This is a genomic window from Rugamonas sp. GW822-FHT03B10, from assembly GCF_058801745.1.
In genome coordinates, this window is record NZ_JBXANP010000026.1 from 37939 (window position 1) to 50484 (window position 12546).

Consider the following 12546-nt stretch of genomic DNA (forward strand, 5'->3'; position numbering starts at 1 on the left):
TGTGTCTCCTTAAGCTGCGTCGCCCAGGCGGATCATGCCGGCCGCCACGGTCTGGTGGGTCACTTCATCGATCAGGATGAAGGCGCCCGTCGCGCGGATGTCGGCATAGGCGTCGGCCGCCAGCGGCTGCTGCACGTTCACCGAGATGCGGGCGATGTCGTTCAGCTTCAGGCCGTCGGCGCTGTGGCGCTGCTGGGTGTTGATGTCCAGCACCGAGTCGATGGCCGTCACCTTGGCGCCGGTCTGGCGCGTGCCGTGCTTGATCCAGTACTTGCGGCGCAGGTCCAGCGGCTCGTCCGACATCCAGCACACGTCCGCGTTGAGCGTCTTGAGCAGGGTGGCCGGCTGTTCGGCGCCGGCCAGCAGGTCGCCGCGCGAAATGTCCAGGTGCTCGTTCAGCAGCAGCGTGACCGACTGGCCCACCACGGCCGACTGGTGCGAACCTTCCAGCGTGACGATGTCCTTGACAGTGGCGCTCTGGCCCGACGGCTGCACCACCAGCTTGTCGCCCACGCTGACCTTGCCCGCCTCGATGCGGCCCATGTAGCCGCGGAAGTCGTTGGCCTCGTGGCCGTTGTGGCGCGCCACCAGCTGCACCGGGAAGCGGAACGGCGCGTTGTGCGATTCGTCGTACACGGACAGCGATTCGAGCAGCTCGATCAGGGTCGGGCCCTGGTACCAGGCCAGCTTGTCGCTCTTTTCCACCACGTTGTCGCCGGTCAGGGCCGACAGCGGGATGGCGGTGATGTCCTTCAGGCCCAGCGTGGCGGCGAACTCGCCGTAGGCCTTGACGATGCGGTCGTAGACGGACTGGTCGTAGTCCACCAGGTCCATCTTGTTGACGGCCACCACCACGTGCTCGATCTGCAGCAGGTGGGCGATGGTGGAGTGGCGCTTGGTCTGGATCAGCAGGTCCACGCCGCCGTCCTCGCGCAGCTTGACCTTGGACACGTCGATCAGGATGATGACCGCGTCGGCGGTCGAGGCGCCCGTCACCATGTTGCGCGTGTACTGCTCGTGACCCGGCGTGTCGGCGATGATGAACTTGCGCTTGGGCGTCGCGAAGTAGCGGTAGGCCACGTCGATCGTGATGCCTTGCTCGCGTTCCGCCTCCAGGCCGTCCGTCAGCAGCGACAGGTCGACCGTGTCGCCCACGGTGCGTTTGTGCTTGGAGCGCGACATGGCGTCCAGCTGGTCGGCGAAGATGCCTTTGCTGTCGAACAGCAGGCGGCCGATCAAGGTGCTCTTGCCGTCGTCGACGGAACCGGCGGTGATGAAGCGCAGCAGTCCGCGTTCGTTCAATTTATCAGTGTTTGCGTTCATCAGAAATATCCTGCTTTTTTACGTTTTTCCATCGAGGCTTCGGAGGTCTGGTCGTCCATCCGGGTGGCGCCGCGTTCGGTGATCTGGGTGATGGCCGTCTCGGCGATGATCGCCTCCACCGTCGCCGCGTCCGAGGACACGGGGCAGGTGCACGAGATGTCGCCCACGGTGCGGAAGCGCACCACCTGGGTTTCCACCGTCTCGCCTTCGCGCGGCGGGGTCAGGTCCGTCAGCGGCACCAGCAGGCCGTTGCGCGGGATGACCTGGCGCTCGTGGGCGAAATAGATCGGCGGCAGTTCCAGCTTTTCGCGCGCGATGTACTGCCACACGTCCAGTTCGGTCCAGTTCGAGATCGGGAACACGCGCATGTTCTCGCCGGGGTGGACTCGGGTGTTATACAGGTCCCACAGTTCGGGGCGCTGCGATTTCGGATCCCAGGCGCCGAATTCGTCGCGGAACGAGAAGATGCGTTCCTTGGCGCGGGCCTTTTCCTCGTCGCGGCGGGCGCCGCCGATGCAGGCGTCGAATTTGTGTTCGGCGATGGTTTCGAGCAGCGTGACGGCCTGCGCGGCGTTGCGCGAATCGGTGGCCGGGTTACGCAGGCGCACCGTGCCGCGCTTGATGGAATCCTCCACCGAGCCGACGATCAGGCGTTCGCCCAGTTCGGCCACGCGCTTGTCGCGGAAGGTGATCACTTCCGGGAAGTTGTGGCCGGTGTCCACGTGCACCAGCGGGAACGGGAATTTACCGGGGCGGAAGGCCTTCTCGGCCAGGCGCAGCAGCACCACCGAGTCCTTGCCGCCCGAGAACAGCAGGGCGGGGTTGGCGCATTCGGCCGCCACTTCGCGCATGATGTGGATGGCTTCCGATTCGAGCGCATCGAGGTGGCGCGCATTGACGTCGCCGAGGCCGCGCACGGCGGTGTTATCAACTAGAGCATTCATTAGACTGTGCCTATCTTCTTGATTCTGTGTCTGTCTGTGTGGCTTATGCGGCCACGGATTTGATGCGTACCAGCTTGCCGTCCACCAGGTGCAGGCCGCACTCCTTCGAGTCCGGATTCTCCCACCACCAGCGGCCGGCGCGCACATCCTCGCCCGGCTCGATGGCGCGGGTGCAGGGCGCGCAGCCGATCGATGGATAACCCTGGTCGTGCAGCGCATTGTAAGGCACGTTGTTGGCGCGGATGTAATCCCACACATCCTGCTCCGACCAGTCGGCCAGCGGGTTGAACTTGACCATGCCGTGGGCCGCGTCGTCCTCCTGCACGTGCAGCTCGGCGCGGGTGGCCGACTGCGCGCGGCGCTGCCCCGTCACCCAGGCCTTGTTGCCGGCCAGGGCGCGGCCCAGCGGTTCGACCTTGCGGATGCGGCAGCATTCGCGCCGCATCTCGACGCTGTCGTAGAACGCGTTCAGGCCGTTCTGCGCCACGTAGGCTTCCACCGCCTCCGGCTGCGGGCGGTACAGCGCGATCTCGTAGCCGTAGGTGTCCTTGACCTTGTCCAGCATGGCCAGCGTTTCAGGATGCAAGCGGCCGGTCTCCAGCGAGAAGATCCCGATGGGCAGTTTGGCCTTTAAAATCAGGTCGGTCAAGACCATGTCCTCGGCCGCCAGGCTGGACGCGAATACGGCCGGCGTGAACTCGGCGGCGATGCGCGCCAGCGTGGCGTTGGTGGCCGATACGAGGGATGTCAGATCGCTCATGGATTCTCCTGTCAGATGCCGAAACCGACGTCGGTGCCGGCATTGGCCGCGCCCACTTCGCGCAGATGGCGGCGGAACAGCGGCAGTTTCTGGTCCACCGAGGCCTGGTAGGTCTCCGAGAAATCGGTCAGCCCTTTCAGCGCGTCGTGGATGTTGCGGTCGGGGCGGGTGGCGAAGGCGTCAAAGCCCACGCGGTGCATCGAGAACAGCTGGTCGCGCAGCACGTCGCCGATGGCGCGCAGTTCGCCCTGGTAGCCCAGGCGGGTGCGCAGGTTGTAGGCGATCGAATAGCCGCGGCCGTCGGTGAACTTGGGGAAGTCCACCGCCACCAGGGCGAAGCGGCCCAGGTCCTCGCGCAGCGCCTCGGGGCGCTCGTCGCTGGCGATCCAGACGCCGATCTCGCCGGCGGCGGCGCGCGCGGCCAGGGCCTCGCGCTGGGCCAGCCACACGGCTTGCGGCACGATCACTTTGCCGGCCGGGACGGCCACGCTGGCCGGCTCGGGGGCGGTTTCGCCTTCGGCCGCTTCGGTGCGCAGCACGAACCAGTCGTCTTCGACCACGGCGCGCTGTTTGATGATCAGGTTTTTCACAGCTTCAGGCATATTCATCTTCTCCAATCAGTCGGCCGGCGTCGGCAATCGGCGTGGCGTACACGTGTTCCTTGAACGGGGCCACGCCGATGCGCGCCACCGTGTCGGCGAAGTGTTCGTCCTCAAAGCGCTCGCGCAGGTAGACCTGCAGCAGGCGGTCTATCACTTCCGGCATTTGCAGCGCCGAGAACGAGGGGCCGATGATCCTGCCGATGGCCGCGTTGTTGCCTTGCGCGCCGCCGATCGAGACCTGGTACCATTCGCTGCCGTCCTTGTCCACGCCCAGCACGCCGATGCTGCCCACGTGGTGGTGGCCGCAGGCGTTGATGCAGCCCGAGATGTTCAGTTCGATCTCGCCGATGTCGTGCTGGTAGTCGATGTTGTCGAAGCGCTCGGCGATGGCGGCGGCGATCGGGATCGACTTGGCGTTGGCCAGCGAGCAGAAGTCGCCGCCGGGGCAGCAGATCATGTCGGTCAGCAGGCCGATGTTGGGGGTGGCCAGCGCGTGCGCCTTGGCTTCCTGCCACACCTTGAACAGCTGCGATTGCTCGACGTCGGCCAGGATGATGTTCTGCTCGTGCGTGACGCGCAGCTCGCCGAAGCTGTAGCGGTCGGCCATGTCGGCCATGAAGTCCATCTGCTCGGCGGTGGCGTCGCCCGGCGGCACGCCGGTCTTTTTCAGCGACAGGATCACGGCCGCGTAGCCGGGCACCTTGTGCGGACGCACGTTGCGCTTGAGCCAGTTGGCGAAGGCCTTGCTGTCCGCATGCTCGGCCTGCACGTCGAGGTTGGGCAGGGTCTTGTAGGCGGGCGGCTGGAAGTAGGCCATCACGCGCGCCATTTCCTCGTCCGTCAGCGTTTCCGGGCCGTCCTTCAGGTCTTGCCATTCCTCTTCCACCTGGCGCGCGAATTCCTCCACGCCCAGCGCCTTCAGCAGGATCTTGATGCGGGCCTTGTACTTGTTGTCGCGGCGGCCGTACTGGTTGTAGACGCGCATCACGGCGGCGGTGTAGGTCAGCAGGTGGCGCCATGGCAGGAATTCGCGGATCACGCTGCCCAGGATGGGCGTGCGGCCCAGGCCGCCACCGGCCATGAACTTGAAGCCGATCTCGCCTTGCTCGTTGCGCACCACGGTCAGGCCGATGTCGTGCACGGCGATGGCGGCGCGGTCTTCCACGGCGCCGTTGATGGCGACCTTGAATTTACGCGGCAGGGCGATGAATTCTGGGTGGAAGGTGCTCCACTGGCGCAGCACTTCGGCGTACGGGCGCGGGTCGATGATCTCGTCGGCGGCCACGCCGGCGAACGGGTCGGACGTGGTGTTGCGGATGCAGTTGCCCGAGGTCTGGATGGCGTGCATCTGCACCGAGGCCAGTTCGGTCAGGATGTCGGGCGTCTGCTCCAGCTCGATCCAGTTGAACTGGATGTTCTGGCGCGTGGTGAAGTGGCCATAGCCGCGGTCGTACTTGCGGGCGATGTGGGCGAACATGCGCATCTGCTTCGATGCCAGCAGGCCGTACGGCACGGCGATGCGCATCATGTAGGCGTGGCGCTGCATGTACAGGCCGTTTTGCAGGCGCAATGGCAGGAATTCGGCTTCGGTCAGCTCATCGGCCAGGCGGCGCCGCACCTGGTCGCGGTACTGGGCGATGCGTTCGCGCACGATGAGGTGGTCGTATTGATCGTATTGGTACATATTCTTCCCAAAAATTTGCTTGCTGGAGTGCCGGCACGTTCAGTGTAGGAGGAAATGCCGCATTTTCGAGCCGGTCACACCGGAAAATCGGTGTCACTCTTGCAACGAAGCCGTACAGCCATCCCCAAACTAGCTGCAATAGTAATAAACTTCGTCTTTATTCCATACGACTTAGTCTTTATTTGCTTATATACGTATTCGGTATAAGCTAGCGCGCACACCACTTTTCGACGCGATTCCGGGGATCCGACCTGCAATGAACCTTCACCAACTGCGCTTCGTGCGCGAAGCCGTCCGCCAAAACTATAACCTGACCGACGCGGCCAAGGCCTTGTTCACGTCGCAGCCCGGGGTGTCCAAGGCCATCATCGAGCTGGAGGAGGAGTTGGGCGTGGACATCTTCACGCGCCACGGCAAGCGCATCCGCGGCTTGACGGAGCCGGGCCGGCTGGTGCTCCAATCGGTCGAGCTGATCATGCAGGAGATCGACAGCCTCAAGCGCATCGGCAAGGAGTACGCGGCCCAGGACAGCGGCAGCTTCACCATCGCCACCACCCACACCCAGGCCCGCTACACCCTGCCCAAGGTGGTGCAGGCGTTTATGCAGAAGTTCCCCAAGGTGCGCTTGTCTTTACTGCAAGGCAATCCGCAGCAGATCGCCGACATGGTGCAGCGCGACCAGGCCGACCTGGCCATCGCCACCGAATCGATCGCGTCCATCAACGGCCTGATCACGCTGCCATGTTACCAGTGGGAGCACGTGGTGGTGGTGCCGCCCGAGCATCCGCTGCTCAAGTCCAAGTCCATCACGCTGGAGGAAATTGCCGCTTTCCCCATCATCACCTACGATAGCGCCTTCGCCGGGCGCAGCAAGATCGACCACGCGTTCACGCTGCGCGGCCTGAAACTGGACGTGCTGCTGGAGGCCATCGACGCCGACGTGATCAAGACTTATGTCGAGCTGGGCATGGGCATTGGTATCATAGCGGGCATGGCGTTCGACGCCGAACGCGACAAGAACCTGCGCGCCATCTCGGCCGGCCACCTGTTCGGCATGAACGTGTCGCGCGTGGCCGTCAAGCAGGGCGCCTATTTGCGCAGCTACATCTACACGTTCATCGAACTGCTCACGCCCACGCTCAACCGCAAGTTGATCGAGCAAGCCATGAGTGGCGAAAAGGACAATTACGAACTGTGAAATACCAGCATCACCTGAAATTTGAGAAAAGAGCTTCAATATGATTACCAATCAGCTGGCCCAATACTACGCCGTCAACGCTGACAATTACGACCAGGTCTACGCCGACGAGGCCCGCTTCGACGACCTTGACGATCTGCAGGAGATGATCGCCGAGCTGCTGGAAGGGCACACGGTGCTGGAACTGGCCTGCGGCACCGGCTACTGGACCGAGCTGATCGCCGACGTGGCCGCCTCGGTGCACGCCACCGACGTGGTGCCGGAGATGCTGGCGCTGGCGCGCACGCGCGAACTCGACGACGAGATCGTCAGCTTCGGCGAGCTCGACGCGCTGAACCTGCCCGACAGCGTGGGCCAGTACACGGCCGTGTTCGCCGCCGGCTGGTGGTGCCACGTGCGCCGCGAGGACCAGGACAAATACCTCAAGCAGCTGCGCGCCAAGTTCGGCAAGGATGTGCTGCTGGTGCTGCTCGACAGCAGCTATGTGGACGGCAGCACCACCGTCATCGCCCGCACGGACGCGGAGGGCAACACCCACCAGATCCTGACGGCCGACGATGGCCAGCGCTACGAGGTGTTGATGAACTATCCCAAGGACAGCGCGCTGCGCAAGCGCCTGGCGCCGCACGCGCGCGAAATCCGCATCGAGCGGCTCGAATATTACTACCTGCTGAGCTGCCGCCTGAAGTAAGCGCCTAGCACGCTTTATCCCGGCAAAAAAGCCGCTGACGCTCCGCGCAGCGGCTTTTTTGTTGTCAACCGCGTAAATGACGTGAAATTACAACAAAATAGCCGATGTCACATTGTTGAAGTATTTGGCGGGCAAGATTCGCCCCGTGGATTCATTTACCCCCACTCTTTCAACTTACATAGAGAACTTCAAGTGAAAAAACTTACTCTGGCAGCAATGATCATCGCCGGCTTCGCGGCCACCGCGCACGCCCAATCGAACGTCACCGTCTACGGCCTGGTTGATGCCGGTCTGGTCAGCGAGCGTGGCGGCGCCGCCGGCAGCGTGACCAAAGTGACCAGCGGCATCGGCAGCCAGTCGCGTCTGGGCTTCAAGGGCACCGAGGACCTGGGCAGCGGCCTGTCGGCCATCTTCCAACTGGAAACCGGCGTCAAGATCGACGACGGCCAACTGGACAGCAGCAACGCCATCTTCAACCGCCTGGCCTACGTCGGCCTGAAGTCGAAGGAAGCCGGCGCCCTGACCCTGGGCCGCCAGTACACGATGCTGTACAACGCCATGAGCCAGGTGGCCGACCCGTTCGGCGCCGGCTATGCCGGCAGCATCAAGAACCTGTTCGCCGCCAAGGGCGCCAACACCCGCACCAGCAACGCCATCGTGTACGTGTCGCCTAACTTCGACGGCTTCTCGGTCGAAGGTCTGTATGCGCTGGGCGAGCAGGCCGGCAGCACCACCGCCGGCCGCCAGTTCGGCCTGGGCCTGAACTATGCCAACGGCCCGCTGACCGCGCGCCTGGTGTACAACAACAAGAACACCGACGTGGTGGGCAAGCCGACCATGGACACCTCGCGCAACACCCTGTTCGCGGCCAACTATGACTTCCACGTCGTCAAGGCCTTCTTCGCCTACGGCGCCGACAAGGGCCCGTTCAGCGCCGAGCTGCCAGTCGCCAACGCCTTCGGCTACAAGACCGCGCCCGTGGCCAGCAAGGACAGCAACGAGCTGCTGATCGGCGCCCAGGTGCCGGTGACGGCCAACGACGTGATCATGGCGTCGTACATGCGTAAGAACGACAAGACCGTTCTGAACCAGGATGCGGACCAGTGGGCCATCGGCTACTCGCACCTGCTGTCGAAGCGTACCAACGCCTACGTTGCCTACGCCAAGATCAAGAACAAGAACGGCGCTGGCTACACCGTTGGCAACAACAACGAAGCCGGTTCGGGCGACAAGGCCTTCAACGTCGGCATCCGTCACGCGTTCTAAGCAGCTTGGCTGAAGGTGGGCGGGCCGGCATGGCCGCCCCCTTTGCATGCTGACGCGCCGCCCGGCCCAGGCCCGGCGGCGCGTTGCGTTTACGCGGGCAGCGGCAGGCTGATGTCGATGTGGGTGCCGCCGTTGCTGGTGATGGCGATGTCGCCGTCAATGGCCCACACCCGCTCGCGCATGCCGATCAGGCCGAACGAGGAGGCCTTGTCCATGTCCTGCTCGGCGATGCCGCGGCCATCGTCCTGGATGGCGATGCGCAGGGTGTCGTTGCGCCGGCGCAGCATCAGCGAGACATTGCGGGCCTGGGCATGGCGCACGATGTTGGTCAGCGCCTCCTGCACGATGCGGAAAATGGCCGTGCTGACGTTATCGTCCAGCACCAGTTCCTCCTCGCTGGCGTCGAGCGTGCAGGCGATGCCGTGGCGGGCCACGAAATCCTGGCGCATGCTGTCGAGGGCGAAATACAGCCCGCCTTCGTCCAGCGCGCGCGGGCGCAGGTTGCTGGCGATGCGGCGCAGCGAGGTGATGGCCGACAGCAGTACCTCGTCCATGCTGGTCAGCAGCCTGCTGGCGGCGTCGTTGGCGGGCGGTTGTTGCTGGAGCAGGGTCAGGTCCATGCGCAGCGTGGCCAGCAGCTGGCCCAGGTCGTCGTGCAGTTCGCGCGCGATGTGGGTGCGCTCCTCCTCGCGGATGGTTTGCAGGGCCGCCGACAGTTCACGCAACTGGGTGTAGGACTGTTCCAGCTTTTGCTGCACCTGTTTGCGCTCGGTCACGTCGCGCAGGATGATGGTGTGGATCTGGCGCCCGTCTTCCGTCAGGCTGGACAGCGAGCCCTCCAGCGGGAAGTATTGACCGCTCGCCTTGAGGCCGGTGACGGCATAGTCGCTGGCACGTCGGCCTTTCATGCGCAGCCGGATGCCGGTGGCGCCGAAATACTGGAGTTGCGGACCGTCGGGCAGGGCGCGCTGTTCGCGCGGGATGAACTGTTGTAGCGAGGCGCCTTCCATCGCCAGGACGGTGGTGCCGAACATGGCGGCGGCCGAGGGATTGGCCAGCACGATGGTCTGGTCGTCGTCGGTGGAAATGATGGCGTCGCTGGCGTGCTGGATGATGCTGCGGCTGCGGTTGCCGGCATCGGCCGCCGGCCGGCGCGACTGGCGCAGCGGCACGGCCATCCGCCGGGCCAGCCGCGCACCCAGCAGCAGCAACGCGGCCAGCGCGGACAGGGCCAGGGGCCAGGGGGTTTTTCCGGTCATGTTCATGGCGCGCATCCTTGCCGCCGGAGAGGGCGGCCGTGCGTGTCACACTAATACAGGGTGGGCCAGCGGTGTTGAGCTGACGCAGAAGGACGCGGCAGCCTACATTTGCTTGAACAGGTGCAGGAAGCTGCGGCTCACTTCCAGCTTGTCCGGCTTGCCCTTGATCATGACCAAGTGGCGGCCGCGGATGTCGCGCGTGACGCCTTCGATGGCGTTGACGTTGACCAGCGTGGCGCGGTGGATCTGCCAGAACAGCGACGGATCGAGCTCCTCGGCCAGGTCGCGCACGGGTTTGCGGATCAGCGCTTCATAGCGGTCGGTCTGCACGCAGGTGTATTTCTCGTCGGAGCGGAAGAACAGGATTTCTTCCACCGGGATCATGCGCAAGTCCTGGCCGATGCTGGCCTGTATCCACTGCAGGTAGCTGGGCTTGGGCGCCGTGATCTTTTCGGCCAGCTGCGACAGCATGGCCGTCACGCTGGCGTTCATGTCGGATTCCGGCTTGGACAGCCGCGTCTTCAGGCGGTCGACCGTGATCTGCAGGCGCTCGGGTTCGGGCGGTTTGAGCACGTAGTCGACGGCGCCGCGCTCGAAGGCCTCGACGGCGTAGGCGTCATAGGCCGTCACGAACACGATGTGGCTTTTGTTGCCGATGGCGCTGGCCGCTTCCATGCCGGTCTTGCCGGGCATGCGGATGTCGAGGAAGGTGAAGTCGGGCTTCATCTGGTCGACCAGTTCGATGGCTTCCTCGCCGTTCTTGGCTTCGCCGATAATGTCCAGCTCGGGCCACACCTGGTTCAGGCGCATGCGCAGCTGGTCGCGCATCAAACGTTCATCGTCGGCAAGGATTGCGGTTGGCATGATGGTGAAGTTGTAAAATTAAGGTGTTAATTATTCAACGAAACGATGTAAGAATCAATCGTCGCCGTCTTTCGTGTTGCCCTTTATTTCGCTAACTGGTAGGGCACTTCAATGGTCGCGATCACGCCGGTGGGGCTGTTGGCGGCGATCAGCAGCTGGGCCTGGTCGCCGTGCAGCAGTTTCAAGCGTTCGCGGATGGTCATCAGTCCCAGGCCGGTGCCGTCGCTGGGGACGGCGCCAAAGCCGAGCCCATCGTCGGTGACGATCACGCGCAACTTGTTGTGCGCCACTTCCGCCCGCACTTTCAGCGTGCCGCCCTCGGGCTTGGCTTCCAGGCCGTGCTTGATGGCGTTCTCCACCATCGATTGCAGCATCATGGGTGGGAAGGCGGCCGTGCGCAAGCCATCGGGGATGTCGAAGTCGACCGTGAGGCGCTCCTCCATCCGCATTTTCAGCAGGTTCAGGTAGGCGAGCACCATGTCCGCTTCGCGGCCGAGGTTGGTGATCAGGGTGTTGTCGCGCATTTGCGGCAGCACCGCGCGCAGGTATTTGATCAGGCTGCGCTGCATGGCCGAGGCGCGCGGCGGGTTGGTCTCGATCAGGTGTTCGACCGAGGCCAGCGTGTTGAACAGGAAGTGCGGCTCGACCTGGGCCTGCATCATCTGCATCTTCGCCTCGCTGAGCTGGCGCTGCATGGATTCGCGCTCGGCCGCCGCGTTGGCCGTCATGGTTTGCGCTTCGGCGCGTTTCTTGCCGCCCATCAGCGCCTTGGTGCCGAACAGCGCCAGGACCAGCAGCGACACGAAGCTCTTGAACCAGGTGGAGGCCTGGCGGTGGTAGCGCGTCACCTTTTGTTCGGCCGCGTCATCCACCGCTTCTTCGATCGCGTTCGACAGCTCCTCGCCGATCTGGGGCGGCAGGTCGATGTGGACTTCTTCACCGGGGAGCGCGGGCAGGGCGGGCGTGGCCGATGCGGATGACTTGGCGTGCTTGCCCGTCCTGGCCGGCGGCGCGGGTGGGGCGGGTGGTTCGGCCGATTCGGCAGGTTCGGCAGGCTGCGGCGGTTCCGGTGTTTCGGCGGGCGCCGGCGCGGTTGCGCTGGCGCCATCTTTCCGCAACTTGCCGCGCGGGTTGAAGTGGATGCCGCTGTCGTCGATCAGGATATTGGTCTCGCCGTTCTTTCGGTTGGGGCGCTTGGGGGTGTTGACCACCACTTCCTCGTCCGGGTTCGATGAGAACAGTTCTTCCTGGAGGATGGATCCTGCGATCAGCATCAGCGCAGCGAACATCAGGAACTTCCACCATGACAACTGGGTTACCCATGTCGCGGTCGCATCGAAGCTGCGGTGCAGCCATGCGGCGACGCTTTTCAGGAGTTCTTGGACTTTGGGCAATGTCAGCATGTGGCACTTTCGGGGAGCAATGGGTCAAGCATGGAGCTAGTGTAGCGAAACCCTATCTCTTAACGCCATGCAATTGCGACAGCCTGCAGGAAAAGGGGATTGAAACGAAGCGGCACGGGCCGGGCTGCATGCGGTGCGAAAAAAGGTCTTGCCAAGTTCGCGGCGGCTTTGCTATAGTTCGCCTCCCCGCTGAAACGCACGCAAAATAACGCTGTAGCGAAGTAAGTCGAGGCGCTGATAAAACAGTGTAGTAGTTGACGAAATAAGCGAAGTGCTTCATACTCTTCTTTCTCTGCAGCTGACAAACAAAACGATTTGTCGAATAAGGCAGAGGATAGTACCGAATAAAGTTCTTTAACAATTCACAGTCGATAAGTGTGGACGTTTGATGGAAGTGCACACGAGGCTAGCCCTCGTGATACTTAAAATATCAAATGTTCACAAGAAGTAATGAAATAGGATACTCGCAAGAGTAGCCTGTCAGTATTTTGAGTGAGCGACCCGCTAGCAATAGCGGTGCGAGAAATCGCAAACAAACAGAGATTAAACTGA

The 12546-nt window shown here is 63.4% G+C and carries 11 protein-coding genes; 3 read left to right on the plus strand and 8 right to left on the minus strand.

The genetic code is table 11. The annotated features are described in order from the left end of the window. Window positions 1-9: 9 nt before the first annotated feature. The 5 genes from AC1RQG_RS25585 to AC1RQG_RS25605 are packed head-to-tail and all read right to left on the minus strand — an operon-like array spanning window position 10 to window position 5313. Window positions 10-1323: a sulfate adenylyltransferase subunit 1 gene (locus AC1RQG_RS25585; RefSeq protein WP_493135859.1), complete on the minus strand. Its 1314-nt coding sequence runs from the start codon at window positions 1321-1323 to the stop codon at window positions 10-12. Continuing rightward, window positions 1323-2267 (minus strand): sulfate adenylyltransferase subunit CysD, encoded by a 945-nt coding sequence (cysD, locus tag AC1RQG_RS25590; RefSeq protein WP_493135861.1) that lies wholly within the window; start codon window positions 2265-2267, stop codon window positions 1323-1325. The genes AC1RQG_RS25585 and cysD overlap by 1 nt, the downstream gene beginning before the upstream one ends. Window positions 2268-2310: 43 nt before the next feature. Continuing rightward, entirely contained in the window at window positions 2311-3027 is a 717-nt protein-coding gene (locus AC1RQG_RS25595; protein WP_493135863.1) for a phosphoadenylyl-sulfate reductase, read from the minus strand. 11 nt (window positions 3028-3038) lie between these two features. Beyond that, window positions 3039-3629 carry a DUF934 domain-containing protein gene (locus AC1RQG_RS25600; protein ID WP_493135864.1) on the minus strand — a complete coding sequence of 197 codons (591 nt, stop codon included), beginning with the start codon at window positions 3627-3629 and terminating at the stop codon, window positions 3039-3041. Beyond that, window positions 3622-5313, minus strand: a complete 1692-nt coding sequence (locus AC1RQG_RS25605; RefSeq protein WP_493135866.1) for a nitrite/sulfite reductase — start codon at window positions 5311-5313, stop codon at window positions 3622-3624. The genes AC1RQG_RS25600 and AC1RQG_RS25605 overlap by 8 nt, the downstream gene beginning before the upstream one ends. 256 nt (window positions 5314-5569) lie before the next feature. On the opposite strand from AC1RQG_RS25605, the gene AC1RQG_RS25610 reads away from it, so the two are divergent. The 3 genes from AC1RQG_RS25610 (at window position 5570) to AC1RQG_RS25620 (ending at window position 8468) form a co-directional block, all read left to right on the plus strand. Continuing rightward, on the plus strand, window positions 5570-6511 hold the full coding sequence (locus AC1RQG_RS25610; protein WP_493135868.1) for a CysB family HTH-type transcriptional regulator: 942 nt from the start codon (window positions 5570-5572) through the stop codon (window positions 6509-6511). A gap of 40 nt (window positions 6512-6551) precedes the next feature. Beyond that, window positions 6552-7202 (plus strand): class I SAM-dependent methyltransferase, encoded by a 651-nt coding sequence (locus AC1RQG_RS25615; RefSeq protein ID WP_493135870.1) that lies wholly within the window; start codon window positions 6552-6554, stop codon window positions 7200-7202. A 192-nt stretch (window positions 7203-7394) separates the two neighbouring features. After that, window positions 7395-8468 carry a porin gene (locus tag AC1RQG_RS25620; RefSeq protein ID WP_493135872.1) on the plus strand — a complete coding sequence of 358 codons (1074 nt, stop codon included), beginning with the start codon at window positions 7395-7397 and terminating at the stop codon, window positions 8466-8468. 89 nt (window positions 8469-8557) lie between these two features. Here the strand turns inward: AC1RQG_RS25620 and AC1RQG_RS25625 are convergent, their stop codons facing one another. From AC1RQG_RS25625 to AC1RQG_RS25635, 3 genes are all read right to left on the minus strand, one after another. Continuing rightward, window positions 8558-9733, minus strand: coding sequence for a PAS domain-containing sensor histidine kinase (locus AC1RQG_RS25625; RefSeq protein ID WP_493135874.1), 1176 nt, complete (start codon window positions 9731-9733; stop codon window positions 8558-8560). Window positions 9734-9829: 96 nt separating this feature from the next. Then, window positions 9830-10591 carry a LytR/AlgR family response regulator transcription factor gene (locus AC1RQG_RS25630; protein ID WP_493135876.1) on the minus strand — a complete coding sequence of 254 codons (762 nt, stop codon included), beginning with the start codon at window positions 10589-10591 and terminating at the stop codon, window positions 9830-9832. An 83-nt stretch (window positions 10592-10674) separates the two neighbouring features. Next, complete coding sequence (locus AC1RQG_RS25635; protein WP_493135878.1) at window positions 10675-11994, minus strand: sensor histidine kinase; 1320 nt, start codon at window positions 11992-11994, stop codon at window positions 10675-10677. Between the last annotated feature and the right edge of the window lie 552 nt (window positions 11995-12546).